General features: G+C 73.2%; 24 protein-coding genes. 11 read left to right on the plus strand and 13 right to left on the minus strand.

Features of this window, described 5'->3' with window-relative positions:
* Position 1: 1 nt before the first annotated feature.
* From BLV76_RS08075 to BLV76_RS08105, 7 genes are all read right to left on the minus strand, one after another.
* Positions 2 to 2218, minus strand: a complete 2217-nt coding sequence (locus tag BLV76_RS08075; RefSeq protein WP_090968665.1) for a heavy metal translocating P-type ATPase — start codon at positions 2216 to 2218, stop codon at positions 2 to 4.
* Positions 2208 to 3107, minus strand: coding sequence for a nucleotide exchange factor GrpE (locus BLV76_RS08080; protein WP_090968666.1), 900 nt, complete (start codon positions 3105 to 3107; stop codon positions 2208 to 2210). Before BLV76_RS08080 ends, BLV76_RS08075 begins: the two co-directional genes overlap by 11 nt.
* Positions 3104 to 3307 (minus strand): heavy-metal-associated domain-containing protein, encoded by a 204-nt coding sequence (locus BLV76_RS08085; protein ID WP_090968667.1) that lies wholly within the window; start codon positions 3305 to 3307, stop codon positions 3104 to 3106. Before BLV76_RS08085 ends, BLV76_RS08080 begins: the two co-directional genes overlap by 4 nt.
* 23 nt (positions 3308 to 3330) lie before the next feature.
* A complete protein-coding gene (locus tag BLV76_RS08090; RefSeq protein WP_090968668.1) occupies positions 3331 to 3633 on the minus strand; it encodes a metal-sensitive transcriptional regulator in 303 nt (100 codons plus the stop codon).
* Positions 3634 to 3693: 60 nt separating this feature from the next.
* Positions 3694 to 4506 (minus strand): glycerophosphodiester phosphodiesterase family protein, encoded by an 813-nt coding sequence (locus tag BLV76_RS08095; protein WP_217630295.1) that lies wholly within the window; start codon positions 4504 to 4506, stop codon positions 3694 to 3696.
* A 138-nt stretch (positions 4507 to 4644) separates the two neighbouring features.
* Positions 4645 to 5142: a 4'-phosphopantetheinyl transferase family protein gene (locus BLV76_RS08100; RefSeq protein WP_090968670.1), complete on the minus strand. Its 498-nt coding sequence runs from the start codon at positions 5140 to 5142 to the stop codon at positions 4645 to 4647.
* A 14-nt stretch (positions 5143 to 5156) separates the two neighbouring features.
* Positions 5157 to 5543: a tetratricopeptide repeat protein gene (locus tag BLV76_RS08105; RefSeq protein ID WP_090968671.1), complete on the minus strand. Its 387-nt coding sequence runs from the start codon at positions 5541 to 5543 to the stop codon at positions 5157 to 5159.
* A 146-nt stretch (positions 5544 to 5689) separates the two neighbouring features.
* Between BLV76_RS08105 and BLV76_RS08110 the strand changes: the two genes are divergently transcribed.
* From BLV76_RS08110 to BLV76_RS08120, 3 genes are all read left to right on the plus strand, one after another.
* On the plus strand, positions 5690 to 6877 hold the full coding sequence (locus BLV76_RS08110; protein ID WP_090968672.1) for an LLM class flavin-dependent oxidoreductase: 1188 nt from the start codon (positions 5690 to 5692) through the stop codon (positions 6875 to 6877).
* Entirely contained in the window at positions 6874 to 7536 is a 663-nt protein-coding gene (locus BLV76_RS08115; RefSeq protein WP_090968673.1) for a CE1759 family FMN reductase, read from the plus strand. The genes BLV76_RS08110 and BLV76_RS08115 overlap by 4 nt, the downstream gene beginning before the upstream one ends.
* Positions 7537 to 7667: 131 nt before the next feature.
* Complete coding sequence (locus BLV76_RS08120; protein ID WP_090968674.1) at positions 7668 to 7955, plus strand: hypothetical protein; 288 nt, start codon at positions 7668 to 7670, stop codon at positions 7953 to 7955.
* Positions 7956 to 8012: 57 nt separating this feature from the next.
* Here BLV76_RS08120 and BLV76_RS08125 read toward each other — a convergent pair whose 3' ends face one another.
* Both BLV76_RS08125 and BLV76_RS22480 read right to left on the minus strand, forming a co-directional pair.
* The gene (locus BLV76_RS08125; RefSeq protein WP_090968675.1) at positions 8013 to 9434 is read right to left on the minus strand and encodes a hypothetical protein; all 1422 of its coding nucleotides are present in this window, start codon (positions 9432 to 9434) and stop codon (positions 8013 to 8015) included.
* Positions 9435 to 9531: 97 nt separating this feature from the next.
* Positions 9532 to 10542 (minus strand): hypothetical protein, encoded by a 1011-nt coding sequence (locus BLV76_RS22480; RefSeq protein WP_175539606.1) that lies wholly within the window; start codon positions 10540 to 10542, stop codon positions 9532 to 9534.
* 149 nt (positions 10543 to 10691) lie between these two features.
* Between BLV76_RS22480 and BLV76_RS08135 the strand changes: the two genes are divergently transcribed.
* Genes BLV76_RS08135 through BLV76_RS08155 form a run of 5 tightly spaced genes read left to right on the plus strand, consistent with a single transcriptional unit; the run spans position 10692 to position 18107 of the window.
* Positions 10692 to 11990, plus strand: a complete 1299-nt coding sequence (locus tag BLV76_RS08135; protein ID WP_090968676.1) for an SWIM zinc finger family protein — start codon at positions 10692 to 10694, stop codon at positions 11988 to 11990.
* The gene (locus tag BLV76_RS08140; RefSeq protein WP_090968677.1) at positions 11987 to 13483 is read left to right on the plus strand and encodes a DUF5691 domain-containing protein; all 1497 of its coding nucleotides are present in this window, start codon (positions 11987 to 11989) and stop codon (positions 13481 to 13483) included. The genes BLV76_RS08135 and BLV76_RS08140 overlap by 4 nt, the downstream gene beginning before the upstream one ends.
* Positions 13480 to 14580 carry an ATP-binding protein gene (locus BLV76_RS08145; protein ID WP_090968678.1) on the plus strand — a complete coding sequence of 367 codons (1101 nt, stop codon included), beginning with the start codon at positions 13480 to 13482 and terminating at the stop codon, positions 14578 to 14580. The genes BLV76_RS08140 and BLV76_RS08145 overlap by 4 nt, the downstream gene beginning before the upstream one ends.
* A gap of 16 nt (positions 14581 to 14596) precedes the next feature.
* A complete protein-coding gene (locus tag BLV76_RS08150) occupies positions 14597 to 16879 on the plus strand; it encodes a DUF5682 family protein (RefSeq protein ID WP_090968679.1) in 2283 nt (760 codons plus the stop codon).
* Entirely contained in the window at positions 16863 to 18107 is a 1245-nt protein-coding gene (locus BLV76_RS08155) for a vWA domain-containing protein (RefSeq protein WP_090968680.1), read from the plus strand. The genes BLV76_RS08150 and BLV76_RS08155 overlap by 17 nt, the downstream gene beginning before the upstream one ends.
* Before the next feature lie 4 nt (positions 18108 to 18111).
* On the opposite strand, the gene BLV76_RS08160 is transcribed toward BLV76_RS08155, so the two are convergent.
* The 4 genes from BLV76_RS08160 to BLV76_RS08175 all read right to left on the minus strand — a co-directional run bounded on the left by BLV76_RS08160 (position 18112) and on the right by BLV76_RS08175 (position 22359).
* A complete protein-coding gene (locus tag BLV76_RS08160) occupies positions 18112 to 18747 on the minus strand; it encodes an HIT family protein (RefSeq protein ID WP_090968681.1) in 636 nt (211 codons plus the stop codon).
* A 66-nt stretch (positions 18748 to 18813) separates the two neighbouring features.
* Positions 18814 to 19884 carry an acyltransferase family protein gene (locus BLV76_RS08165; RefSeq protein ID WP_175539607.1) on the minus strand — a complete coding sequence of 357 codons (1071 nt, stop codon included), beginning with the start codon at positions 19882 to 19884 and terminating at the stop codon, positions 18814 to 18816.
* Positions 19885 to 20125: 241 nt separating this feature from the next.
* Positions 20126 to 21658 (minus strand): SDR family NAD(P)-dependent oxidoreductase, encoded by a 1533-nt coding sequence (locus BLV76_RS08170; RefSeq protein WP_245734596.1) that lies wholly within the window; start codon positions 21656 to 21658, stop codon positions 20126 to 20128.
* A 50-nt stretch (positions 21659 to 21708) separates the two neighbouring features.
* Positions 21709 to 22359, minus strand: coding sequence for a response regulator transcription factor (locus BLV76_RS08175; RefSeq protein WP_090968683.1), 651 nt, complete (start codon positions 22357 to 22359; stop codon positions 21709 to 21711).
* 37 nt (positions 22360 to 22396) lie between these two features.
* Between BLV76_RS08175 and BLV76_RS08180 the strand changes: the two genes are divergently transcribed.
* Genes BLV76_RS08180 through BLV76_RS08190 form a run of 3 tightly spaced genes read left to right on the plus strand, consistent with a single transcriptional unit; the run spans position 22397 to position 26380 of the window.
* Positions 22397 to 23320 carry an ABC transporter ATP-binding protein gene (locus tag BLV76_RS08180; protein WP_245734597.1) on the plus strand — a complete coding sequence of 308 codons (924 nt, stop codon included), beginning with the start codon at positions 22397 to 22399 and terminating at the stop codon, positions 23318 to 23320.
* Positions 23317 to 23991 carry an ATP-binding cassette domain-containing protein gene (locus BLV76_RS08185; protein ID WP_175539608.1) on the plus strand — a complete coding sequence of 225 codons (675 nt, stop codon included), beginning with the start codon at positions 23317 to 23319 and terminating at the stop codon, positions 23989 to 23991. The genes BLV76_RS08180 and BLV76_RS08185 overlap by 4 nt, the downstream gene beginning before the upstream one ends.
* 7 nt (positions 23992 to 23998) lie before the next feature.
* On the plus strand, positions 23999 to 26380 hold the full coding sequence (locus tag BLV76_RS08190; protein WP_090968686.1) for an ABC transporter permease: 2382 nt from the start codon (positions 23999 to 24001) through the stop codon (positions 26378 to 26380).
* Positions 26381 to 26386 lie beyond the last annotated feature (6 nt).

Genomic DNA, 26386 nt, shown 5'->3' on the forward strand with positions numbered 1-26386 from the left:
ATCAGATCGACGAGCGGAAGCCCCGCAGCCGGAGCGAGTTGGTCACCACGAAGACGCTGGAGAACGCCATCGCCGCGCCGGCGAGCATCGGGTTGAGCAGACCGGCCGCGGCGAGGGGGAGGGCGGCGACGTTGTAGGCGAAGGCCCAGAACAGGTTGCCCCTGATCGTGCCCAGCGTCCGGCGCGAGAGCCGGATCGCGTCGACCGCGACGCGCAGGTCGCCGCGCACGAGCGTGAGGTCGCTGGCCTCGATCGCCACGTCGGTGCCGGTGCCCATCGCCAGCCCGAGGTCGGCCTGGGCGAGCGCGGCGGCGTCGTTGACGCCGTCGCCGACCATCGCCACGACGAGGCCCAGCTCCTGCAGGCGCCTGACCTCGGCGACCTTGCCGGAGGGCAGCACGTCGGCCACGACCCCGGTGATCCCCACCTGGGCCGCGACGTGGCGGGCCGCCCGCTCGTTGTCGCCGGTCAGCAGGATCGGCTCGAGGCCGAGCGCGCGGAGCTCGCGCACCGCCTCGGCCGAGGTCGGCTTGATCGTGTCGCCGACGACGACCACGCCTCGCGCCCTGCCGTCCCAGCCCACGGCGACGGCGGTGAAGCCCTCGTCCTGCGCCCGGTCGACGGCCTCGACCAGCTCGGCCGGCAGGTGCTGTGCCCACTCGGCGAGCAGGCTCGGCCGGCCGACGACGACCGCGTGGCCCTCGACGACACCCTCGACGCCGAGGCCCTCGCGGTTGGTGAAGCCCTCCACCTCCGGCAGCACGCCGTCCGCGGCGGCGATGGCCCGGCCGATCGGGTGCTCGGAGGCGGACTCGAGGGCGGCGGCGAGGCGTCGTACGTCGTCAGCGGACTCGCCCTCGGCGGCCACGACCGCGTGGACGGTCATCTCGCCGGTGGTGACGGTGCCGGTCTTGTCGAGCACGATCGTGTCGACGCGACGGGTGGACTCGAGGACCTCGGGGCCCTTGATGAGGATGCCGAGCTGCGCGCCGCGGCCGGTGCCGACCATCAGCGCGGTCGGCGTTGCCAGGCCCAGGGCGCAGGGGCAGGCGATGATCAGCACCGCGACGGCCGCGGTGAAGGCAGCCGTCGCGCCACCGCCGGCGCCGAGCCAGAAGCCGAGCGTCGCGACGGCGAGGCCGATCACGACCGGGACGAACACGCCGGAGACCCGGTCGGCGAGGCGCTGCACCTCGGCCTTGCCGTTCTGCGCGTCCTCGACGAGCCGCGCCATCTGGGCGAGCTGGGTGTCGGCGCCGACCCGGGTGGCGCGTACGACGAGCCGGCCGCCGGCGTTGACGGTCGCCCCGACCACGTCGTCGCCGGGTCCGACCTCGACCGGCACGGACTCGCCGGTGAGCATCGAGGCGTCGACCGCGCTGGTGCCGGAGGCGACCACGCCGTCGGTGGCGACCTTCTCGCCGGGGCGGACGACGAACTCGTCGCCGACGACGAGCTGGTCGACGGGGATCCGCACCTCGCTGCCGTCGCGCAGCACGGCCACGTCCCGCGCGCCCAGTGACATCAGGGCGCGCAGCGCGGCACCGGCCTGGCGCTTCGAGCGGTGCTCGAGCCACCGCCCGGCGAGCAGGAACGTCGTCACGCCGGCGGCGGCCTCGAGGTAGATGTTGCCCGCGCCGTCGGTCCGGTCGACCGAGATCCGGAACGGGTGCGTCATGCCGGGCTCGCCCGCGGTGCCGAGGAAGAGCGCCCACAGCGACCAGCCGAAGGCCGCGAGCACGCCGACCGACACGAGCGTGTCCATCGTCGTCGCGCCGTGGCGCAGGTTGGTCCACGCGGCGCGGTGGAACGGCCAGGCTCCCCACACCACCACGGGCGCGGCGAGCACGAGCGAGGCCCACTGCCAGTAGGTGAACTGCCAGGCGGTGACCATGCCGAGCGCGACCACCGGGATGCTCAGTCCGGCGCTGATGAGCAGGCGCTGCCGCAGCGGGTCGGCCTCCGGCGCCTCGTCGGCCGACCCGGCGGACGGGCCTGACGCCGGGGGCGTCGGGAGCGCGGCGCCGTAGCCGGCTGCCTCCACCGTCGCCAGCAGGTCGTCGGTGGAGACGGTGCCGGGGTAGGAGACCTTCGCCTTCTCCGTGGCGTAGTTGACCGTCGCGGTGACGCCGTCGAGCTTGTTGAGCTTGCGCTCGATGCGGTTGGCGCACGACGCGCAGGTCATGCCGGTGATGGCGAGCTCGACGTCAGTGCTCATGGGTCCCGCCCTCCTCGTGGTCGGCCGACGGTGCGCCGCCGGACTCGACGGTGAAGGCGGCCGTGTGGACCTCGCCGCGGTGCTGGAAGTCGAGGAAGAGGCGGTACGTCCCCGCGGTCGGGAACGCGGTCGCGAAGTCGATCGACGGACCGGGCTCGCCCTCCTCGGGGTGGACGTGGAGGTAGCCGAGGTCACCCGAGCGGATCGCGACGAGGTGGCCGAAGGCGCCGAGGTAGGGCTCGAGGTCGTCGACCGGCTCGCCGTCGAGCTCGACGGTCGTGGTCAGCACGGTGCCCACGCCGGGCGCGGTGTCCCCGCCGAGGGTCACGGTGTAGGTGCCCTGGTCGGTCTCGACCGTCGCGGTGCGGGTGTCCGCCGGGAGCTGCTCGGGCGAGAAGTCGCCGGCGACCGACAGGTCGTCGGCGAGGGTGATGCCGTCCCAGCCCTCGGGCGTGAAGTCGGTGATCACCCGCCACACGCCGGGCGTCAGCCGCACGTCGACCGACCACGTGCCGGTCGCCCGGTCGAGCGTCGGGTGCACGTGCTGGAAACCGGTCAGGTCGCGGCGTACGACGATGAGGTGCAGGTCCTTCGTGTGCTCCTCGGTGTAGCCGAGCAGCGGCCGGCCGCCGGAGGTGAGGACCTGGAACTCGAGTCGGGCCCGGCCCGCCTCCGCACTCCGGTCGGCGAGCGCGAGCGTGTAGCCGTCCGCCTGCGCGGTCAGCCCGGAGACGTCGGCGGCCTCGGAGGTGTGGGCACCGTGGCCGCCCTCGTGGGCTGCGGAGGGTGCGGCCTCGATCGGACCGACGAGCCGGCCCCCGCCCCACGCGGCCGCGAAGGCGGCGGCGAGGACGGCGACGAACGCGGCGACGCGCAGCGGCGTACTCATGTCAGCTGGTAGCCGGCTTCCTCGACGGCTGCCCGGACGGCAGCGGGGTCGAGGGGTGCGGCGCTGGTGACGGTGACGGCTCCGGTCTCGACGACGACGTCGACGCTGTCGACGCCCGCGAGCTCGGAGATCTCCTCGGTGACCGAGGCGGCGCAGTGGCCGCAGGTCATGCCGGTGACGGTGTAGGTCTCGGTGGTCATGTCTTCTCCTCGTGCGGTGGACGTCAGGACTTCACGAGGCGGGCGATGGCCTCGGACGCTTCCCTGAGCTTCAGCTCCTGCTCCTCGCCGCCCTGGCGTGCGGCGTCGACGAGGCAGTGGGCCATGTGGTCGTCGAGCAGCGACAGCGCCAGCGCCTGGAGCGCCTTCGTGGCCGCGGAGACCTGCGTGAGGATGTCGATGCAGTACTTCTCCTCCTCGACCATCCGCTGGATGCCCCGCACCTGGCCCTCGATGCGCCGCAGGCGCTTGAGGTGCGCCTGGACGGCTTCGTCGTTGCCCTCGAGGTGGCCGTGCTGTTCGCTCATGCTGTCGACGATACCCCTAGGGGGTATCGCTTTCAAGCGGGGCAGCCACCTGCCACTGGACTACCGGGGGAGGGTGACGGGGGCCGCCGACGGGAGGGGCGTCCACTGGCCGCGGGAGATCAGCACCTCGCGGAGCACGTCAGGGCGGTCGGTGATGATGCCGTCGACCCCGGCGTCGAGGAGCGAGCGCATGGTGGTGGGGTCGTCGACGGTCCAGACGACGACCCGGATGCCCATCTCGTGGGCGCGCGCGATGACGCGCTCGGAGTGGATGGGGAGCCGGCCGAGCCGGATCGGCACGTGCGCGAAGACGCCGGTGCCGGGTCGCACGCCGACGGGGCGTACGCCGCCTCGCGAGCAGGCGATCAGCGTGGTGAGCGAGCGCCAGCCGAGGGCCGTCGTGACGCCGGGGGCCTCGTCCTGCAGGCGGCGCAGCCAGCGGCTCCAGGCACCGGCGACGAGCACGCGCGAGGCCCATCTCGGGTTCGCGCGCAGCAGCCGTGCCATCGCACCGATCGAGGCCTCGTCCTTGAGGTCGATCGCGAACCTCGCCTGCGGGAAGGTCGCCATCGCCTCGGCGAGGGTCGGGATCTGGTCGGTCCCGTCGACCCGCAGGCGGCGGATCTCCGCCAGGTCGAGGTCGGACACCTTGCCGGGGTGGCCGGTCACGCGCTTCAGGGTCGCGTCGTGGAAGCAGACGACGTGCCCGTCGCGGGTGGTGTGCACGTCGGTCTCGAGGTAGGTGAGGCCCAGGGAGGTCGCTCGGCCGAAGGCCGCGAGGGTGTTCTCGGGTGCGAGCGCCATGCCACCGCGGTGGGCGATGGCGAGCGGGCCGCTCTCATGTCCATAGCGAGTGTCGCCGTAGCTGGTCACGTCATCAGGATGGGCGCCGCGACCCGGCCTGTCGCGCGAGATCGACCCCGGCGAGCGAGTGTTCACCGAGCCTTCGCGCAGGCGTCCGGGGACCGACACGGCGTTCACCTGCCGGTCGCCCCAGCCGGCGCTCGTTGCTCAACCAGCGGTGGAGGTGCTGACGGCCGCGACGTGGCCGTCGGGCGCGTCGAGGTCGGTCCAGTCCTCGTCGTCGAGGTCGGCCAGCACCACCGAGGCCATCGGCACGAGCAGACCGGTGCCGCGCTGCTTGAGCACCGCCTCCTTGCGCGACCACGCCCGCGCGCGATCGAGGTCGGTCGACGCCGTCTCCCCCGGCGCGAGGACGAGCGAGGAGTCCCAGCCCCGCGCGACGTCGGCGACCGACTCGACGTCGACCCCGATCGGGACGTCCGCGAAGGCCGTGACCAGGTGCGGCCCCGAGCGCGACAGCGAGACGTGGTGCGCGACCCCGTACGCGCGCAGCCACGGGCGCCCGTGCCTCGACGACCCGCATCGGGGGCACAGGCGTCCGCTGTTGACTGCCTCCGCCGTCACACCGAGGTGGTCGGCGGCGTGGAGCGCCAGGGCTCGCTTGGTGGTGGTGCCGGGGGCGTGCCAGCGAACGTCGTACGGCACCGGGGTCCTGTCGCTCAGCTGCGGTAGCCGCCGAGCAGCTCGGCCAGCCGCAGGTGCGGCTTGGCCTCGTCCTTGCGACCCTTGCGCTGGAGCGAACGCCCGAGCAGCAGGTGGGCGTAGGGCTCGTTCGGGTCGTGCTCCAGCAGCTCGGTCGCGACCGTGATCGCGCCGTCGAGCTGGGCGGAGTGGAAGAGCGAGCGCGCCAGCAGCAGGCGGACGTCGGTCAGCTCGTGCACGACGTCGCCGGGGTCGTCGAGCAGCTCGCTCAGCAGCACGGCCGCCTCGCGGTAGGCGCGCTCCTCGAAGAGCGCCTGGGCGCGGACCCAGCGGTCGTGGGTGGTGTCCTCGAGCAGGCCCGCGTGTCCACGGAGCAGGTCCTCGAAGGGGGTGAAGTCGGTCATGGTCGCTCCTCTCGAACGCCGTTCCCACCCGAGCGTGCGCCCGGATGCCGGTCCAACGCGGGAAGGGCCCCGGCGATTCCGCGGAATACTGGGGGTGATCGCACCGTTGGAGGTGATACAACCTTCAACCATCTTCGGAGGACATCATGCAGTTCGGCATCTTCAGCGTCGGCGACGTCACGCCCGACCCGACCACCGGCAAGGTGCTGTCCGAGGGCGAGCGGATCGACCTCATGACCCGCGTGGCCCTCAAGGCCGAGGAGGTCGGGCTCGACGTGTTCGCGACCGGCGAGCACCACAACCCGCCCTTCGTCGTGAGCTCCCCGACGACGCACCTCGGCTACATCGCCGCCAAGACCGACAAGCTGCTGCTCTCGACGAGCACCACGCTGATCACCACCAACGACCCGGTGAAGATCGCGGAGGACTACGCCTTCCTCCAGCACCTCTCCGGCGGTCGCGTCGACCTGATGATGGGTCGCGGCAACACCGGCCCGGTCTACCCGTGGTTCGGCAAGGACATCCGCGACGGCATCAAGCTCGCGGTCGAGAACTACCACCTGCTGCGCAAGCTGTGGCGCGAGGACCAGGTCAATTGGCAGGGCCAGTTCCGCACCCCGCTGCAGGGCTACACCTCGACCCCGGCGCCGCTCGACGGCACGCCCCCGTTCGTGTGGCACGGCTCGATCCGCAGCAGCGAGATCGCCGAGCAGGCCGCCTACTACGGCGACGGCTTCTTCCACAACCACATCTTCTGGAACAAGGAGCACACCGAGCAGATGGTGGCGCTCTACCGCCGCCGCTTCGAGTTCTACGGCCACGGCGCCGCCGACCAGGCCTACGTCGGACTCGGCGGCCAGGTGTTCATGGCGAGCACCGAGGCGGAGGCCAAGCGCACCTACCGGCCCTACTTCGACAACGCCCCGGTCTACGGCCACGGCCCGTCGCTGGAGGACTACACGAAGATGACGCCGCTGACCGTCGGCACCCCCGAGCAGGTCATCGAGCGCACGCTCGGCTTCGCCGACTACGTCGGTGACTACCAGCGCCAGCTCTTCCTCGCCGACCACGCCGGCCTGCCGGAGTCGCTGGTGATGGAGCAGCTCGAGATGCTCGGCACCGAGGTCGTGCCGGTGCTCCGCAAGGAGTTCGAGCGCCGCCGCCCGGCCCACGTGCCGAGCGACCCGCCCACCCACGCCTCGATGGTCGCCGCCGGCCCGGACGCGCCGTTCCACCTGGTCGAGCCCGCCCTCGAGCGGGTCAAGGAGATGCAGGCCGCCCAGGCTGCCCGGGCCGACGAGGTCTCCGAGGTCGCGGAGACGGTGCAGGCATGAGCCGACACGTCGTCGTGGTGACGGCGGGACTGACCGTCCCGTCGTCCACCCGGCTGCTGGCCGACCAGCTCGCCGAGGCCACGTCGACCCAGGTCAGCGCGCGCGGCGAGGGCCTCGAGGTGGCGTACGTCGAGCTCCGCGAGGTCGCGGGCGAGCTGGCGCAGTTCATGGTCACCGGCGGCATCGCGACCCCGCGGCTCACCGAGCTGCGCGAGCTGGTCGCCACCGCCGACGGCCTGATCGCGGTCACGCCGGTCTTCAACGCCAGCTACAGCGGGCTGTTCAAGATGTTCTTCGACGCCCTCGACAAGGACTCGCTGACCGGCACCCCGGTGCTGGTCGCGGCGACCGCCGGCTCGGCGCGGCACTCGCTGGTCCTCGACCACGCGCTCCGTCCGCTCTTCGCCTACCTCCGCGCGGTCGTCGTACCGACCGGCGTGTTCGCGGCCACCGAGGACTTCGGCAGCCACGGGCTCTCCGACCGCATCACCCGCGCTGCGGCCGAGCTCGCCGCGCTCGTGGTGGGCCAGGGCGGCTACGGCGTCGGCGGGTTCGCCCCCGACCTCGCCGCCCGCCCGCGCCGCACGTCCGGCACGCGGGTCGAGGCCGACGTGACGCCCTTCGGCGACCTGCTCCGCGGTCACGCCGGCTCGGACTGACGCACTCGCGTGGAGCCATGTCCCTCGGCCTCACCCCTCAGGACGGGCCCGGTTCGGCTGTGTGGTCACGAGGCGGTCACGTTCAGCCGGCGGCCTTGTGCTGGTGGCGCCGACCCACTTTGGTGGTAGGCGTGATCACGACGTACGACCTGGGGGACCCCGTCGTCCAGCGGGCACTGGTCGATGAGTTGTGCGCGCTCGGCTTCGACGCCGAGGTGTGCGCTGGGCGCCACGCGCGGTCGTCGCTGACGGTGACCCACCCGATCGAGGAGGCGGGTCGCCTCGACGGCCTCGTCTACGCCGCCGACCCGACCGCGGACATCGCGATGACGGTCGTCGACCGTGAGGCGGGGCAGGTCGCGACGAGTGCGGACGCACCTGCCGCCGACGTCGCGGGTCACGGCGCGGACACCGCCTAGCAACGCACACCGGCGGCGCGTCCCTCGCGGGACGCGCCGCCGACGCTCGTGCCGTGGTCAGTCCTGCGTGGTGAGGTCCTCGGTGTCGAGCTCGCCGGCCGGGTTGCCGGAGAAGCCGTCGAAGCCGAAGGTCGGGGCGATCTCGTCGTGCGTGTGCTCCGTGGTCTGCGAGGAGCGGGTGCCGTCCTCGTCGGTCACGGTGCTGCTGTTCGCCGACTGGTCGTCGGTGACCTGGGAGAAGAACGCCGCGAAGCCCTCGTAGGAGTACGGGAGTGCGTACGCGCCCTGCGTGCTGCTGGTCGAGTCGCGGTCGGTGTCGTCACCGATCCGGTCGGACTCGTCGCTGTTCTCCTGGCCGAACACCAGCGAGGGGTCGCCGGTGAAGGCGCCCGTCGCGCCGCCGAGCTCACGGTCCGTGGACGACTCGTTGCTCGAGGAGGACGACCGGGTGCCGTCCTCGTCCGTCACGGTCGAGCTGGTGCTGTCGCTCGAAGAGCTCTCCTGGCCGAGGGCGCCACCGGCGCCGGCGAAGGAGAACGGGCCGCCGAGCTGGCCGGCGGTGCTGCTGGAGCTCTCGCTGCTGTCGATGGCGCCGACCTCGTCGGACGACGAGGCGTTCGACTGCGAGAACGTGCCGGCCGGGTCGCCGGTGATCTGGCCGAGGACGAAGTCGCCCTCGGTCGAGGTGGCGTCGGCGTGCGACTCCTCGGACGACCGGGTGCCGTCCTCGTCGGTCACGCTCGACGACGAGGAGCCCTGCGAGGCCTGCTCGTCGTGGAAGTCGACGGTCGCGCCGTCGATGGTGAACGGCACCGAGCCGCTCACCCAGCTGCTCGACTGCGACTCGTCCGAGCCGGTGCTGCCGGCCTGGTCGGACTCCGAGGAGCCGGACTGGCCGAACGCGCCCTGCGGATCGACGGCGATGCCGCCGGTGCCGAGCGTGCCACCGGTGGAGTGGGTCTCGTGCGACTCCGAGGAGGACGACCGGGTGCCGTCCTCGTCGGTGGTCGACGACGACTGCGCGTCGTGGTTGGCCTGGTCCTGCTGGCCGGTGACGGTGACGCCGCCGATGTTGATCGGCGCCTGCGCGGAGCCGTTGGTCTGCGACGACTGCTCGCTCGAGCCGGTGTTGCGCGTCTCGTCGTCCTTCGACTGCTGGGCCGACGACAGCGCCGCCCCGGGGTCGATGGTCGTCGGGTCGATCTGCAGCCCGCCCGACTGGTCGGTGGTGGTCTCCGACGACTCGGTCGAGGTCGACGTACCGTCCTCGTCGGTGGTCGACGAGGTCGACGACTCCGACGAGCCCTGGGACTGGTGGAAGCCCAGGTCGACGCCGCCGATCTCGATCGGCGTGGTGATGGACGACTCGGTGGTGGAGCTGTTCTCCGTGTCGTCGGCGTTCGCGGCGGTGGCACCGGCGAGCATCAGCCCGCCCGCCACGGCCGAGACGGCCAGGGATCGCTTGATCCAGGTGTTCATGTGACTTCCTTCGGTTCAGTGGTGCGCGGCGTCGCCGAACGGCGGTGCCGCGTGCCGGCGCGTCTGCGCAGGCAGGGATGACTGAGGTGAAGGAGGGTCAGTCGGGGGAGAAGCCGGGGCGGTACGCCACCGAGCTGGGAAGGGCGTGGTCGGCGGGGATGACCCGGATCGACCACGTGGCGCGGTGCCCGTCGGCCCGCGAGTCGGGGATCACGCCGACGGCTGCACCGGCCTGCGGGTCACCCTGGCCGCCGGTGTGCGACGACGTGGACGAGGACGTCGCGACGACGGCCTGCTCGCCCTGCTGGTCAGGAGCGGGATGCGGCTTCTCGTCGGAGCCGGCGGCGCGGTCGGCCGTGTGGGCGTCGGTGAGGTCGGCGGTCGGGGTCTCGGCGATCGGTGGGGTGGCGACGGTCGAGGCCGGGGCGGCCAACCGGTCGTCGGCCGGGACGACGGTCGCGCTGCCGGCCTGATCGACCGGCTCGCCGGACGGGGTGGTCACGTCCGGCTGAGGGGCCTCGGTCGGGACCGCCGTCGTGTCGTTCGGGGCCTCGGCCGGCGCCTCGGTCGTCGGCGCCGGGAGCGCCGGCTCGACGATCGGGTCGGCGGCGTCGCGGACGGGCTCGAGGGTGTCGCGCACCTGCTCGATCACGGGGTCGACGACCGGCTCGACTGCGTCTCGGACCGGCTGGGTGACTGGCGTGATCGCCTCCCGGACCGGCTTCACGACCTGGTCGCGAACGGGCTGGACAACGGGCTCCACCGCATCGCGGACCGGAGCGACGACCGGGTGCACGACGGGCTCGACGACGGGCTCGACGACGGGCTCGACGACGGGCTCGACAACGTCGTCGCGGAGCACCTCTGCGACGGGGGCGGTCTGCTCGGTGACGGTGCCCGTCACACCTGCGCCGACCTCACCGACCGTCCCGAGCAGGGACGGGTCGTCGGGGGTCTCGGCGCTGGCCGAGCCTGCTCCGAGCAGGAGGAAGAAGGCGACGAGCCCGAGGCCCGAGACGAGCCAGAGGGCGGGGCGACGACGCGAGCCCGTGGGCATCGGGACGGAGCCGTCCCCGGCGAGGAGGTCGGAGCGTCGTCGGAGGAGCATCACGGTGGCTTCGGGAGCGACCCGTGGGACGGATGGGTCGATCGCGAGGATTTTCCAGATTGCCCACCCGGTCGGGTGGGACGACCGCGCCACGATGTCTGGTCGATCCTCCGTCCTGTGTCGGCCGCGGATGGTTTGATGGCCGCGCCATGAGCCGATGGACTGCCAGCCAGGTCACCGAGGTCGCGCCCGACGCGGCCTCGTTGTCCGCCGGGCGCAAGCTCGCCGTGCCGGGGCCGTGGCGCGAGACCGGGTGCAACGACGTCCTCGTGTGGGGACAGTGCCAGGGCAGCGGCAAGACGCCCTACCAGGTGAGCGTCGACCTCACCGGGCCCGCCTACCGGTGCTCGTGCCCGAGCCGGAAGTTCCCCTGCAAGCACGCGCTGGCGCTGCTGATGCTGTGGTCCGAGGGGGCGATGGACGAGTCCGGCTCCGTGGCCGCCTTCGCCGAGGAGTGGGCCGCCCAACGCGCCGAGAAGGCGGCCGCGCCCCCTCGTGCGGCGTCGGAGAAGCCGGTGGACCCGGCGGCCCAGGCCAGGCGCGTCGAGCAGCGGCTGGCCCGGATGGACGCGGGCATCGACGACTTCCGCCTGTGGCTCGCCGACCTCGTGCGCGGTGGCTTCGCGGCCGCCCGGACGCAGCCGTACTCGTTCTGGGACACCGCCGCCGCGCGGCTCGTCGACGCCCAGGTGCCCGGGCTGGGGGAGCGGGTCCGCGAGGCCGGCTCGCAGGTGCACGCACGCGCCGACTGGGCGACGTACCTGCTCGCAGAGGTCGGGCGCTGGTGGACCGTCACCTGCGCGTGGCAGGGCCGCAGCGGCCTCGACGCCGACGAGATGGCCGACGTGCGCGTCGCGGTCGGCTGGGCGCAGCCGAGCGAGGAGGTCCGCGACGGCGAGCGCCGACCGGGCCCGTGGACCGTGCTCGGCGCCCACCGCAGCGACGACGGCAAGCTCCAGCAGCAGCGCACCTGGCTCGCCCACGACGACGGCGAGGTGGTGACCGTGCTCGACTTCGCCGGCTACGGCCAGGCCCTCGCGGTGCCCCAGCTCAGCGGTGCGCGGCTGCACGTCGACGTCTCGCGCTACCCCGGCTCCCTGCCTCGGCGCGCGCTCTTCACCGACCCGCCGACCGGTGCCGACCCGGTCACCGACCTCCCGGGTCGCAGCACGCTCGCGGAGGTGCACGCGGCGGCTGCCGCAGCCCTCGGACGTACGCCGTGGCGCGACCGGCACCCGGCCGCCCTGGCCGGTGTGCGGCTGGTCGGCGAGGGCGACGAGTGGCACGTCAGCGACGCGACGGGATCCGTGCCCGTGGCACCCGGATCGCCGGTCTGGACCCTGCTCGCCCTCAGCGGTGGGGAGCCGGTCGACGTGTTCGGTGAGCTCGAGTCGGGCGTGCTCCGGCCGTTGTCGGTCTGGCTGGACGACCGGGTGGTGGGCCTGTGAGCGGCCTCGAGCAGTGGCTCGCCGACGTCGCGACGACCGCGCTCGTCGGCACCGCCCGTCGTGACGCGCCCGGAGCCCCCGCGGAGCTCGGGGTCCGGCCTGCGGCCGATGCTCCTGCCGAGCACCGGCTGCTGGACGGGGCCGCGCTGGTCGACGCCCTCGCGCGCGCCGGTGCGCGGCTGCCCGACGCGCTGCCTGCCACGGAGGTCGCTCCGCCCGAGGACCTCCCCGTGTGCAGCGACACGGCGGCCCAGCTGCTCCACCTCCTCCTGACCCAGCCGCCGGTGACCAAGGCGACGCGCGACGACCTCGTCGTGGAGTGGCTGCGACTGGCCACCGCCGCCGGCCAGCGGGCACCGTCGTGGCTGCTGCCCGGCCTGCTCGCGTTCGCCGCCGGCCGCCGACACGTCGCACGCGCCCTCGGTACGGCGCCGGGCGAGCGTGGAGCGTGGCTCGCGGCCCTCAACCCGGACTGGGCCTCGCTGCTGCTCGACGACGACTCGCTCGCGCTGGCCGGTGTCGCCGACGACTGGGTCGAGGTGTGGCCGACCCTGCCGACCGCGCAGGCGGTGCCGGCGTTCGAGGCAGGTCGCCGGGCCGACCCCGCCGCGGCGCGCGAGCTGCTCGCCTCGGAGTGGGACGGGCTGTCGGCCAAGGTGCGCAGCGAGGCGCTGCAGGCACTCCGCAGCGGGCTGTCGCTCGACGACGAGCCGCTGCTCGAGCGGGCGCTGGACGACAAGGCGAAGTCCGTGCGCGACGTCGCCGTCCGGATGCTCGACCGGCTCCCCGGGAGCGCCCGCGGCGCGCGGATGGCGGAGCGGCTGCGCGGCCTGGTCCGGGTGAAGGGCACCCTCGTGCGGCACCTCGAGGTCGACGTCCCCGATGCTCCCGACCAGGCCGGGGTCCGTGACGGCCTCACCGCGCCCGGCCGCGGCGCGACGGTCCCGCCGACCACCTGGCTCGCCCAGGTCGTCCACGCCGCGCCCCTCGAGACCTGGACCGACCTCACCGGTCGTGCTCCGGCGGCGACCCTCAAGATGGTGCGCGACAAGGACGTGCTCACCTGGCTGGTCGACGTCGTCCTCGCGCGCCGCGACCGGGAGTGGGCCGCCGCCCTCGTCGACCAGGGGCGCCCCGACGCCCGGCTGCTCGCCCTCCTGCCCGACGAGACCCGGAGTGCGTTGCTCGGCACCTGGGTGCTCCGGCCGCCGCAGGGCCTCGACCTCCCCGCGTTGCTCAACGCCGCCCCGCGCCCCTGGCCCGACGACCTCGCCCGCACGGTGCTCCGCGCGATCCAGGGCCAGGGCAGCACCTCGCGGCTCGCCCTGGTCGCGGGCCCGATGCTCGCCTCCGCACTCCCGCCGTCGTCCGCGCCCGAGGTCCGGGCCGCGCTCGACCGCGTTCCCGAGGACGCGACGTACCTCCGCCGCGCCCTCACCGAGACCCTGCAGCTCCACGCGTTCCGCACATCCCTCACGGAGGCCTTCAGATGACCACCAGCCAGCCACCCGCCGAGGGCGTGCTCCGCCAGCACGCCGAGGACGCCTACGCCGACGAGCTCGCCGCCCTGGCCGCGGTCGACGACCGACCGAGGCCGCCCTCGTGGAAGCTGTCTCCGTGGGCGGTGGCGACCTACGTCCTCGGCGGCGAGCTGCCCGACGGCACCACCATCACGCCGAAGTACCTCGGCCAGCGACGCCTCGTCGAGGTCGCGATCTCCTCGCTCGCGACCGACCGGGCACTGCTCCTGCTGGGCGTGCCCGGCACCGCGAAGTCGTGGCTCGGCGAGCACCTCGCCGCCGCCATCAGCGGGCGCTCGACGCTGGTCGTGCAGGGCACGGCCGGCACCCAGGAGGAGGCGCTGCGCTACGGCTGGAACTATGCGCGCCTGCTCGCCGAGGGCCCGTCGCGGGAGGCGCTGGTCGCCGGCCCGGTGATGCGGGCGATGGAGACCGGGTCGATCGCCCGCATCGAGGAGCTCACCCGCATCCCCTCCGACGTGCAGGACGCGCTGATCAGCATCCTGTCGGAGAAGACGCTGCCGATCCCCGACCTCGACGCCGAGGTGCAGGCCCGTCCCGGCTTCAACGTGATCGCCACCGCCAACAACCGCGACAAGGGCGTCAACGACCTGTCCTCCGCGCTGCGCCGCCGCTTCAACACCGTCGTCCTGCCGCTGCCCGACTCCCTCGAGCAGGAGGTCGAGATCGTGCGCACGCGCGTCGCGTCGCTCGGCGCCTCGCTCGAGCTGCCGGCCGACCTCGCGTCGCTATCGGAGATCCAGCGCGTCGTGACGGTCATGCGCGAGCTGCGCAGCGGCGTCACCGCCGACCAGCGCACCACCATCAAGTCCCCGAGCTCCACGCTCTCGACCGCCGAGGCGATCTCGGTGATGACCAACGGGCTCGCGCTCGCCGCCCACTTCGGCGACGGCACGGTCCGGGCCGCCGACGTCGCCGGCGGGCTGCTCGGTGCGGTGGTCAAGGACCCGGTGCAGGACCAGCTCGTCTGGCAGGAGTACCTCGAGACGGTGGTGCGCAACCGCAAGGAGTGGAGCGACCTCTACCGCGCGTGCCGGGACCTCGGCTGAGCAGGCCGGCCCGACCATGACCGTCGACGTCTACGGCGTACGCCACCACGGCCCCGGCTCCGCCCGGGCCGTGCTCGGCGCGCTCGAGCAGCAGCCTCCCGACCTGCTGCTGGTCGAGGGCTGCCCCGAGCTCGACGGCATCGTCGACCTGCTCGGCGACCCCGACATGGTGCCGCCGATCGCCGGGCTGGTCTACGCCGTCGACGAGCCGCGGCTCGCGACCTTCTACCCCCTGGCCCGCTTCTCACCGGAGTGGGTGGCGATCCGCTGGGCGCTCGCCCACGGCGTGCCGGTGCGCTTCCTCGACCTGCCCGCGGCCCACTCGTTCGTGCTCGCGACGACAGCGCGCGAGGTCGGGGCGAACGACCTCGACGACGCGGAGCCGCCGGCAGCCAGGCTCGACCCGATCGGCACGCTGGCGGCCTCGGCGGGCTACGACGACGCCGAGCGGTGGTGGGAGGACGCGGTCGAGCAGCGCCACGACTCCCCGGCCGAGCGCTTCGACGCGATCCGCGACGCGATGGCGTCCGTGCGCGAGGCCGACGCGCGCCCGCAGGACGATCCCGACGTGCTCGACAACGCGCGGCGAGAGGCGTGGATGCGACGGATCCTGCGCGCAGCGATCAAGGAGTCGCCGGAGGCCCGGATCGCCGTCGTGTGCGGCGCCTGGCACGCTCCCGCCCTCGTGCCCGCCGACTTCCCGCCGGCGTCGCGCGACCAGGCGCTGCTGACGAAGCTCCCCCGCACCAGGGTGGCGACAGCCTGGACGCCGTGGACGGCGGGGCGGCTCAGCTACGCCTCGGGCTACGGCGCCGGCGTCGGCGCACCGGGGTGGTACCAGCACCTCTTCGACCACATGACCGGGCCCGACCCCGATCCCCGCGACCTGGCGACCACCTGGCTGGTGCGGGTGGCGCGCACCCTGAGGGAGGAGTCGCTCGACGCATCGACGGCCTCGGTGGTCGAGGCGGCCCGGCTGGCCGAGACCCTCGCCACCGTGCGCGGCCGGCCGTCGGTCGGGCTCAGCGAGCTCGACGACGCCGCCCAGACCGTGCTCTGCGAGGGGTCGCGGCTGCCGCTCGACCTCGTGCACGAGCGACTCGTCGTCGGCCAGGAGCTCGGCACGGTCCCCGAGTCGGCTCCGGTCGTCCCGCTCGCGGCCGACCTGGCCCGGCAGCAGCGTGCCCTCAAGCTCAGGCCCACCGCCGCGGTGCGCCAGGTCGACCTCGACCTGCGCCGGGAGTCCCAGCTGGCGCGCTCGGTGCTGCTGCACCGGCTGGTCCTCCTCGGAGTGCGGTGGGGCGAGCCGGCCGACACCGGCCGCACCACGGGCACGTTCAAGGAGAGCTGGTCCCTGGAGTGGCGGCCCGAGCTCGCGGTCGACCTCGTGGAGGCCGGGATCTGGGGTACGACGGTCGCCGCGGCAGCCGCGGCACGGGCGGCCGACCGGGCCGCGAAGGCCGCCGACCTGGTCGAGCTCGCCTCCTTGGTGAGCGCCTGCCTGACCGCCGACCTCCCCGACGGGATCGGCGCCGTGCTCGACGCGCTCGACGCACGCGCGGCGGTGCAGCACGACGTACCTGCCCTGCTCGCCACCGTCGAGCCGCTCGCCCGCACCTGTCGCTACGGCGACGTGCGCGGCGTCGACACCGCGCGGGTGCACGCGGTGCTCGGGGCCACCGTGCTCCGCGCCTGCGTCGGCCTGCCCATGGCGTGCGCGAGCCTCGACGAGGACTCGGCCGAGGTGATGGTGAAGGCGGTCGCCGGCGCACAGCGGGGCCTCGCGCTGCTGGCCGACGACGAGCTCGACTCGGCGTGGGCGGAGGCGATGGAGTCGGTGTCGGCTCCCGAGCACGTCGCCGGCGCCGTGGCCGGGCGGGCCACGCGGATCCTGCTCGACGGCGGCCACCTCGACTCCGACGCCGCCGCGCACCGGATGGGTCGCCGGCTCTCGCTCGCAGCGTCCGCGCCCCAGGCCGCGGCCTGGCTCGCCGGCTTCCTCGCCGGCGACGCCGTGCTGCTGGTGCACGACGCGGTGCTCCTCGGGCTGGTGGACACGTGGATCGACGGGCTCGACGAGACGACCTTCGAGGACCTGCTGCCGCTGGTGCGGCGCACGTTCTCCGAGTTCAGCAAGGCCGAGCGACGCACGATCGGCGAGCAGGTCTCGCGACTCGGCGGTCCCGACGAGGTTCGCGCCGGAGCGGTCGACCTCGACGTCGACCGGGCCGCACCCGCCGTGCACGCCGTGGCCCGACTGATCGGCTGGGAGGTGGTGGACCGTGACGGAGCAGCCTGACCAGGACAGCGCACCCGACTCCGGTCCTGCGGCGAGCCGCGGGCGGCTGGTGCGGTGGCGCCTCGTGCTCGGTGGCGGTGAGGCCGACGGCCTGTCCGGCCCCGACGGACCGCCCGCGGCCGGTGGCGGGCCGGGGATCGCGCTGTCCGAGGCCGACCAGCGGCGCGACGCGGCCCTCGACGCGCTCTACGGAGGCGACCGCAAGGCCGGGCTCGGTGGCTCGGCTCCGCGGGTCTCGAGGTGGCTCGGCGACATCCGGACCTACTTCCCCTCCTCGGTCGTGCAGGTGATGCAGGGCGACGCGATGGACCGGCTCGGGCTGCGCCAGATGCTCCTCGAGCCGGAGATGATGCGGTCCGTCCAGCCCGACGTCGGGCTCGTGAGCACCCTCATCGGCCTGGGCAGGGTGATCCCGGAGCACTCCCGCGAGACCGCCCGCGCGGTCGTGCGCCTCGTGACCGACGAGCTCGAGGAGCGGCTGCGTCAGCGCACGGTTCAGGCCGTGACAGGAGCGCTCGACCGGTCGGCGCGGACGCGACGACCGCGGTGGCGAGACGTCGACTGGCGTCGCACCGTGGCGGCCAACCTCAGGCACTACCTGCCCGAGCACCGCACCGTCGTGCCCGAGCGACTCGTCGGCTACGCCCGCCGCTCCACCCAGGTCGAGCGCCAGATCATCCTCTGCATCGACCAGTCGGGCTCGATGGCGGAGTCGATCGTCTACAGCTCCGTCTTCGGTGCGGTGCTCGCCTCGATCCGCTCGGTCGAGACCCGGATGGTCGTCTTCGACACCGAGGTCGTCGACCTCACCGACGAGATCGAGGACCCGGTCGACGTGCTCTTCGGCGTGCAGCTCGGCGGCGGCACGGACATCAACCGGGCGCTGGCCTACTGCCAGGGCAGGATCACCCAGCCGGCCGAGACGGTGCTCGTGCTGATCAGCGACCTCTACGAGGGCGGCATCGCCGAGGAGATGATCCGTCGCGCCCGCTCCGTCGTCGACTCCGGCGCCACCATGATCGCGCTGCTCGCGCTGAGCGACTCGGGCCAGCCGTCGTTCGACGCCGCGCACGCCGCGGCGCTGGCGGAGATCGGCGTGCCGTCGTTCGCCTGCACCCCCGACCTGTTCCCGGACCTGATGGCCGCCGCCATCGAGCGCCGCGACATCGGGGAGTGGGCCTCGGCGCACGACATCGTGACGACCCACGAGACCACCCCGCCGGCCTGAGGGGTCAGGACTCCCAGGCGGGCCCGGTGCCACCCAGGCGTGCGACCAGCCGGCGGCCGACGAACCCGGCGTTGGCACGGCGTACGTCCTGGGGCACCTCGGGGAGGTTCTCCTCCCAGTCCAGCAGCGGTGAGCCGCGCAGCTGGGACATCCGCGCGGGGCGACCGAAGAAGAACGGGTGGGCGTGAGCCCCGCCGTCGCCGTAGCGACCCATGTGGCAGCGCCCGACGCTCGGCAGCTCCTCGACGGCCGCGGTGATCGCGACGATCAGCCGCCCCATCTCGGCGGCCAGGTCGTCGGGGAGGTCGGCGATGTCGTGGTGGGCCCGCGGCTTGAGGATCAGCGTGACCGGCAGCTTCATGGCGACCTCGGAGACGAGCCAGCGCTCGTTGCTCCAGGCGACCCGGGCATCCTGGTCGGGCGTGGGCGGAGCCTGGCAGGGGCAGTCGGCCGGGTCCTCGCCGACACGGTCGGGCTCGACGTCCGACAGCGGCTCGAGCGGCTTGATCCGCAGCCCGTCGAGCTCGTAGGGGTAGATGAACCAGCCGGGCATCTCCTCGATCGCCACGGTCAGGCGACCCTCGTCGTCGGTCGCCGCGGCGACGCGTGCGTAGTACTCCTCGATCGACTCCGGCTCCATGCCCGGAGTGTCCCACCTCACTGGCGAGAGCGGTCGCCCCGACGTGTGGACGACCACCGGGATCCGTCAGGTGGCGGTGCGCGCCGACATCTCTGGGACGGTGGTTCCTTCCCCGAGTTGCGAGGCGCGGCCGGTGCCGGTGCGGTCCTTGAGCGCGAGGAACGGTTGCTCGATGTATCGGTAGGACAGCGGCACGATCACCGCGGTGAGAGCCATCGCCAGGAGACGGGGTGGCCACGTGTCCAGCCCGGCCTCAGCATCGATCGTGGTGAAGATCGGAAAGTGCCACAGGTAAAGCCCGTAGGACCGCTTGCCGACCTCGACGAACCCCTTGCTCGCGAGGACCCGGTGGAGGGATCCGGCAGTGCGGTGGACCGCCGTGATGGTGCCGCAGGTCAGCAGTGCCACCACTGGCCACACGAGGAGAATGTCGGTCTCCAGGGACAGGGAGCCCCACGACCCCACGAGCACCAACAAGAGGATCGATACCCAGCCCATGGCAGACCGGCTGAGGGACGCGTACCTCTGGCGGCGGCCTTCGATGAGAACCGCAAGCAGTGCTCCGGCCAAGAGCTCCACGGCGCGAGTTGGAGTGGCGTTGTAGACGAGACTCGCCGACACGCCACCGGCGAGCAGGATTGCGGCCAACAGGTACGACGCCATCACCAGCATGCTGATCAGAATCGCCAGGAGGTCGCGGCGTCCTCTCGCCACACGCGTGAGGAACACCAGAACGATGGGCCAGCCGATGTAGAACTGTTCCTCGATCGAGAGCGACCAGGTGTGCCCCAGTGCGCCGAGACCAACGCCCAGACCACCGACAGCCCAGTTCGCCACGTAGAAGGCGCTGAAGAGTGCGCCCTTCAACGTGCCGCCGCTGTCGATGACGACGTCGGCCAGCACCGCCGCCACAACCACGGCCACGTACGCCGGGAAGAGCCTGAGGGCACGCCGCAGGTAGAAGACGCGGTAATCGACGCCACCGATCCGACGGACCGAGCTCAGGAGAATGCCGGTGATCAGGAACCCGCTGAGTGTGAAGAAGACATCCACGCCTATCCCGCCGTTGGCGAACCCCGGTATGCGCGCATGAAAAAGCAGGACCAGGGTCGCGGCGATTGCGCGGATGCCGTCCAACGCCGGCTCATGGCGTGGCGACGCCGTCGCGGCGGGAGTCGTGTCACTCATCGCGAGCTCGGGAGTCGTCGCGCAGACGCGTTGGTGTCAGCATGACAACAGCCTGCTGACCCTGCGGAGCCATCATCGCCGCGCGTTGGAGGGCTCCCCACCATTGGGTAGGCAGCGCCTCGATCGGAAGCAGCACAGCCAGATGATGATCGAGCCGTGTGGTCGCGATCCGGTTGCGGCGTCTCCCGCCTCACCACGCGGCGGGCTGGTAGTCCTTCAGGAAGCAGCCGTAGATGTCCTCGCCCTGCTCGCCCTGCACGATCGGGTCGTAGACGCGCGCCGCGCCGTCGACCAGGTCGAGGGGCGCGTGCCAGCCCTCGGCGGCGATCCGCAGCTTCTCGTGGTGCGGGCGCTCGTCGGTGATCCAGCCGGTGTCGACGGCGGTCATCAGGATGCTGTCGGTCTCGAACATCTCGCCCGACGAGGTCCGCGTCATCATGTTGAGCGCGGCCTTGGCCATGTTGGTGTGCGGGTGGCCGGCGCCCTTGTAGCGACGGCCGCCGAACTGCCCCTCCATCGCCGAGACGTTGACGATGTAGGCGCGGCGCGCGCCGTTCTGCACGGCTGCCCGCAGCGAGGGCCGGAGCCGGGAGTTGATCAGGAACGGCGCGATCGAGTTGCAGAACTGCACCTCGAGGAGCTCCAGGGGGTCGACCTCGTCGAGCACCTGGGTCCACGAGTTGTTGTCCTGGATGTCGGGGATCAGACCGCCCGCGTCGATGGCCGTGCCGGCCAGGTGAGCATCCAGCGAGGCCCCGCCGGCCTTGAGCGCGAGGGCGGTGAGCGACGCGGCGTTGTGCGCGGCCAGCGCGTGCTCCTGGGACTCGCCGTCGTGGTGCGCGACCGCCGTCGACGACAGCGCGCCGGCGATCGCGGCGGGGTGCGCCTCGGAGATCCGGTCGAAGGTGACCATCTCCGGCAGCGCCCGGACGCCGAGGGACTCCGCCGTCGGGAGCGGGGCGTTCTCGCCGTCGATCAGGTGGGAGTACGCGCCCGGGAGGCGGCGTACGGTCTGGCAGGCGTTGTTGACGATGATGTCGAGCGGCCCGTCGGCCGCGACGTCGTCGGTGAGCGAGATGACCTGGGTCGGGTCGCGGAGGTCGATGCCGACGACCTTGAGCCGGTGGATCCAGTCGGCCGAGTCCTCCATCGCGGCGAACCGGCGGACGGCGTCCTTCGGGAAGCGGGTCGTGATCGTCGTGTGGGCGCCGTCGCGGAGCAGCCGCAGCGCGATGTACATGCCGATCTTCGCGCGGCCCCCGGTGAGCAGCGCGCGCTTGCCGGTGAGGTCGGTGCGCTGGTCGCGCTTGGCGTGGCTCATCGCCGCGCAGCTCGGGCACAGCCAGTGGTAGAACGCGTCGACCAGCGTGAAGTCCTGCTTGCAGATGTAGCAGCCGCGCGCGGTGATCAGCTCGCCGGCGAAGGCCCCGGCGGTGTTCGAGACCAGCGGGATGCCGGCCGTCTCGTCATCGATCCGCATCGGCGAGCCGGTCGCGGTCCGCGCGATGATGGCGAGGTCGTGCTGGTGCCGCTCCAGGCGGATCTCGGCGCGACGCTGCTTCTTGATCAGCTTGTACATGGAGGACGCCGCGCGCTTCATGGTGCGGACGTCGTCGTGGTCGGGCGGCAGGTCCGCGACCTGCTGCAGCACCTCGAGCGCGATCGCCAGCTTGTCGGGGTCGATGCCGCCCAGGTCCGGCTTCTCGGGCTGCTGCTCACTCACCGGAGAAGGGTACGGGCGCCACGGCGGTCACCGGATATCCGGTGACTCCCTCAGCCCTCGCGTGCCGGCGAGCCGTTGATCCGGACCCGGTCGGCGCGCATGCCGTGCTCGACGCCCCAGAGCACCGCCTTGGAGCGGGAGTCGACGTCGATCTTGCGGTAGGCCGAGCGGATGTAGGACTTGATCGAGTTGAGCGAGAGGAGGGTGCGCTCGGCGATCTCCTGGTTGCTGAGCCCCATCGTGATCAGCGAGAGGACCTCGGCCTCGCGGGCGGTGAGGCCCTCCTCGCGGCCGGGCCAGTCGCCGCCGACGAGCGCCGAGCGCCCCCGGGAGGGCGAGACCACGGTCTGGCCGGCGGCGATCGCGTGGAGCGCCTCGACGAGGCGGGCGGCGGGCAGGCTCTTGGAGAGGTAGCCCTTCACGCCGAGCTCGAGGGTGTCGCGGGTCAGCCACGGCTGGAAGTTCCACGTGTAGACCGCGACGTGCCGCACGGCCGGGCTGGCGAGGAGCTTCCCGACCGCGGCCCCGTTGCCCTGGCCCATGCCGAAGGTGTCGTAGAGGGCGACGTCGACGGGTTTCGCGACCTGCCTGCCGGCGACGAGCTCGACCACCTCGACGCGGTTGCTGTAGCTGCGCAGCATCGCATCGAGGCCGCGGACGACGACCTCGTCGTCGTTGACCAGTGCGACTCGGATCACCATGCGCTCAACGTACTGCTACTTATGTATGTTGAAGCCCTTGTACGGACAGAAGGGCGACGGGGTGCGGCTGAGCCGTTCAGAGCAGGGTGCGACGGTCGAGGAGACCCGCACGGGGGGCCTCGGCATCCGGTGCGAGGGCGTCGTCCACCTCTACAAGACCTTCGGCGGCCACGACGTGGTCGCGCTGCGCGGCGTCGACCTCACGATCCGGCCGGGTGAGCGCGTCGCGTTCCTCGGACCCAGCGGATCGGGCAAGTCGACGCTCCTCGCACTGCTCGGCGGGATCCAGAAGCCGAGCGCCGGCAGGATCTACCTCGGCGACGAGGAGGTCTCCCGGATGGGCGAGCGCTTCCTCGCCCGGATCCGCTCGCGCCAGGTCTCCACGATGCTCCAGGGCGCCACCCGCAACCTCCTGCCCTACGCCACCGCCCGGCAGAACATCGCCTTCGCCCGGCTCTCCCTCTCCGCGGGCGAGCGCGGCGACGCGATCCCCGACGTCGAGCTGCTCGACCGCGTCGGGCTGAGCGACCAGTCCGACCAGGTCGTCTCGACGATGTCGGGCGGCCAGCGCCAGCGCCTCGCGCTCGCGTGCGCCGTGTCGACCGCGCCGCGCCTGCTGCTCGCCGACGAGCCGACCAGCCAGCTCAGCCACGCCGACCGCGACCACGTGCTCCACCTGATCCACTCGCTCGGCGACGACTTCGGCACCACGATCGTCGTGGTCACCCACCAGCCCGAGGTCGCCGCGACCTTCCCGCGCACGGTGACCATGAAGGGCGGCCGCGTCGGGGCCGAGGGCCACGGCGGGTCGGAGTACGCCGTGGTGGGCGAGGACGGCGTCCTCCACCTGCCCGGCCACATCGCCGCCGAGTGGCCTCCCGGCACGCTGGTGCGGTTCGAGGACGACGAGCAGGGTCGGATCATCGTGACCCGCGCGAGCAGCGAAGGATCCCAGAAGTGACGACCCTCGGCGGCTTCAGCGGTCGCGACCACGTCGGCGGTCTCGCGCTCGAGGGCATCACCTACGTCGCCGGGCGCACGCTGCTCGACGACGTCAGCGTCTCGTTCCCGGCGGGCAAGGTGACCGCCCTGTCCGGGCCCAGTGGCTCGGGCAAGACCACGCTGCTCTCGATCGCCGGTGGTCTGCTGCAGGCGACGTCGGGCACCGCGGTGCTCGACGGGCAGGACATGTGGACCGGCAGCGGCGACCCGCGTCCCGAGGTCGCGTTCGTCCTCCAGGTCTACGGCCTCGTCCCGATCCTGTCCGCGCGCGAGAACGTCTCCATCGCGCTGCGCGCCCGCGGCACGTCGCCTGCCGACGCCGACGAGGCCGCCGAGGCCGCGCTCGCCCGCTTCGGCATCGCCGACCTCGGCGAGCGCCAGGTCGAGGAGCTCTCCGGCGGCCAGATGCAGCGCGTCGCCTGCGCGCGCGGCTTCGTGGTCGGTGCCGACGTGCTGCTCGCCGACGAGCCCACCTCCGAGCTCGACGAGGGCAACCGCGGTGTCGTGCTCGCCGAGCTCCGCGAGGAGGCGGCCCGCGGCGCGGTCGTCGTCGTGGCCACCCACGACCCCGCCGTCGTCGACGCCTGCGACCTCCACATCGCGCTCGACGAGGGGCGCGTCGTCCGGTGAGCGTGCCGTGAGCCGTGTCCTCCGCGGCATCTGGAGCCGGAGGGGCGCCCTGACGACCCTGGTCCTGATGACCCTCGTCGTCGTGGCCGGTGCCGTGACCGTCCTCCAGTTCGCCGACGCGGCCGGCACGTCCCGCTGGCTGGCCGCGCCCCTGCTCCTGCTCGGCGCGGTCGCCGTCCCCAGCATCGGCGCCGAGCTCGCCGCCGCCCGGCGCGAGGAGATCGGCCTGGCCCGGCTGCGCGGCATCCACGGCCTGCGGCTGTGGCGCTTCCTTCTGGTCGAGCCCTTGCTCGCGATCGTGGTCGGTACGGCGCTGGGGCTCGCGCTGGGTGCCATCGGCACCGTCCTCGCCTCCCGCCGGTGGCTCGACGACGCGGCGCCGGCGCTCGAGCAGCCCGCCGTCCTCACCGCGCTCGCCATCGCGGGAGCCGGGCTGGTCATCGTCGGCCTGTCCGCCGCCGCGGCGCTGCGCGAGCCGCTGGCCGTCCAGGTGGCGGCCCGTCGCCGGCCGCGGCGGGCGACCACGCTGGCCATCTTCCTGAGCGTGCTGGTGCTCGTCGGCGCCGGCGTGGCGGCGTACCGGAGCCGGCAGACCGCGGGCGACCCCGACCTCGTCGTGCTCCTCGGCCCCGCGCTCGTCGGCCTCGCGCTGGGCCAGGTCGCCATCTGGGTCGTCCGGATCGCGGCGCGCGTCCTCACCCCGACCACCGAGCGCCGCGGGCTCGGCGCCTTCCTCGCCGCTCGCCGCCTCGCCCGTGCCGACGACCTCGTCACCCCGATCCGGCTCGTCGTCGCGGCGGCGGTGGTCGGTTCGCTCGCGCTCAGCGGTGCGGTCGCGGTCAGCGGCTGGACCGGCGAGCAGGCGGCCGTCGACGTCCCGGGCGCGCGCACGATCGACGCGACCCCGCTCGGCGCGATGGGCGCGCTCGAGCTCACCGAGCGCGCCGACCCGGAGGGCGAGCACCTGATCGCCACCGCGATCGTGCCCAACGAGGCGCGTCTGGCCGAGCGCCGTGCCTACGTCGACGCCGGCCGGTGGGACGCGGTCGTCGGCGACTTCTACGACGGCACGCCCGCGCGTGCGGGCTCCGACGCGATCGACGACCTGCGCACCGACGTCCGCCCGGTGCAGGTCACGGGCAACCGGCTCACCGTCGACGCCACCGCGCTGGAGCTCCCGCCGGTGCAGGTCTTCACCGACCGCGACGGCACGCAGGTCCGCTCCCGCCGCGCGGGCGGGTTCGTCGTCAACGTCTCCTACGTCACCAGCACCAACGCCACCGGCACGGCCAGCGTGACGGTCCGGCTGCCGCGCGAGGGCACGCAGGTCACCGGCTCGACCAGGGTCCGGGACTGCCGCGACGGGTGCGCGATCACCGGCCTCGAGGTGTCGCGCGACCTGAGCGGCGTCTACAGCATCGAGCGCTTCCGGGTGCTCGCCTCGCGCATCCTCTTCAGCGACCACGACCTCACCGACGACGTGTGGGTGCCCGACCCGAGCTCGATCGACGCCGCCCTCGGCGACCGCTTCCTCAACCCGGACCAGATCGACCGCGACTTCCTCGTCAACCTGCCCGAGGGCCTGCGCCTCTCGCTGCTGCCCAACAGCAGCCTGCGCCTGCTCGACACCGCGCTCGAGGAGCCGGTCCCAGCCCTCGCGACGACGGAGACCCAGGCGCTCGAGGAGGGCGCGGAGATCCCGGTGCTCGACCTCGGCGGCGACGACCGCACCCCCGACGTCGTCGGCGTGGGGGACGTCCTCCCGCTCGTCGGCTCGGTCGGCGTGGTCAGCGACATCGGCACCTCGGCCGCCGGCTCGGACCGGACCGTGCCCTCCGCCGAGGTCCAGATCGTCGCCGCGGCCGGCACGCCGGCTTCCATGCTCGACGACGTCGCGTCCGCCACCGACGCGAGGTGGCGCACGTTCGAGTCGGTGCGCGGCAGCCTCGGCGAGCGCTTCGGCGGCGCGCAGTCGGTGGCGTACGCCCTGACCGCCCTCGCCTGCGCGCTCGTCGCCCTGCTCGCCCTCGGCGCCGGCGTGGCGCGACACCTGCGTGACTACCGCCGCGACGTCGCCTCGCTGCGTGTCCTCGGCGTCTCCGTCGGCACCGTTCGGCGGGCCGGTCGCGCCGAGCTGGTCAGCCTGACGGTGCTCGTGCTCGCCGGCGTCATCGCCGGGGGGTGGCTCGCGGTCGACCTCCTGCTGGGCGGTCTGCCCCTGCTCGACGTCCCGGTCGCCGGGCTCCCGCTCGACACGGCTCCGCGCGCCTGGCCGCTCGCGATCCCGGCGGTCGTCGCGGCCGTCGCCGTCGTGCTGGTCGGCGGCCGCGCCCGGGCCGTGCGCTCCACGGCCACCCGACCCAGCATCCTGCGGGAGGAGGAGGGCTAGTGGTGC

The sequence above is a fragment of the Nocardioides exalbidus genome, assembly GCF_900105585.1.
In the GTDB taxonomy this organism is placed as follows: domain Bacteria; phylum Actinomycetota; class Actinomycetes; order Propionibacteriales; family Nocardioidaceae; genus Nocardioides; species Nocardioides exalbidus.

Bases quoted from the DNA above. Each gene is read 5' to 3' on its own strand.
- BLV76_RS08145 (WP_090968678.1), top strand. From the start codon at position 13,480: ATGACCACCAGCCAGCCACCCGCCGAGGGCGTGCTCCGCCAGCACGCC.
- BLV76_RS08105 (WP_090968671.1), bottom strand. From the start codon at position 5,543: ATGACCGACTTCACCCCCTTCGAGGACCTGCTCCGTGGACACGCGGGC.
- BLV76_RS22480 (WP_175539606.1), bottom strand. From the start codon at position 10,542: ATGCTCCTCCGACGACGCTCCGACCTCCTCGCCGGGGACGGCTCCGTC.
- BLV76_RS08110 (WP_090968672.1), top strand. From the start codon at position 5,690: ATGCAGTTCGGCATCTTCAGCGTCGGCGACGTCACGCCCGACCCGACC.
- BLV76_RS08175 (WP_090968683.1), bottom strand. From the start codon at position 22,359: ATGGTGATCCGAGTCGCACTGGTCAACGACGACGAGGTCGTCGTCCGC.
- BLV76_RS08085 (WP_090968667.1), bottom strand. From the start codon at position 3,307: ATGACCACCGAGACCTACACCGTCACCGGCATGACCTGCGGCCACTGC.
- BLV76_RS08125 (WP_090968675.1), bottom strand. From the start codon at position 9,434: ATGAACACCTGGATCAAGCGATCCCTGGCCGTCTCGGCCGTGGCGGGC.
- BLV76_RS08150 (WP_090968679.1), top strand. From the start codon at position 14,597: ATGACCGTCGACGTCTACGGCGTACGCCACCACGGCCCCGGCTCCGCC.
- BLV76_RS08160 (WP_090968681.1), bottom strand. From the start codon at position 18,747: ATGGAGCCGGAGTCGATCGAGGAGTACTACGCACGCGTCGCCGCGGCG.
- BLV76_RS08090 (WP_090968668.1), bottom strand. From the start codon at position 3,633: ATGAGCGAACAGCACGGCCACCTCGAGGGCAACGACGAAGCCGTCCAG.
- BLV76_RS08135 (WP_090968676.1), top strand. From the start codon at position 10,692: ATGAGCCGATGGACTGCCAGCCAGGTCACCGAGGTCGCGCCCGACGCG.
- BLV76_RS08115 (WP_090968673.1), top strand. From the start codon at position 6,874: ATGAGCCGACACGTCGTCGTGGTGACGGCGGGACTGACCGTCCCGTCG.
- BLV76_RS08080 (WP_090968666.1), bottom strand. From the start codon at position 3,107: ATGAGTACGCCGCTGCGCGTCGCCGCGTTCGTCGCCGTCCTCGCCGCC.
- BLV76_RS08075 (WP_090968665.1), bottom strand. From the start codon at position 2,218: ATGAGCACTGACGTCGAGCTCGCCATCACCGGCATGACCTGCGCGTCG.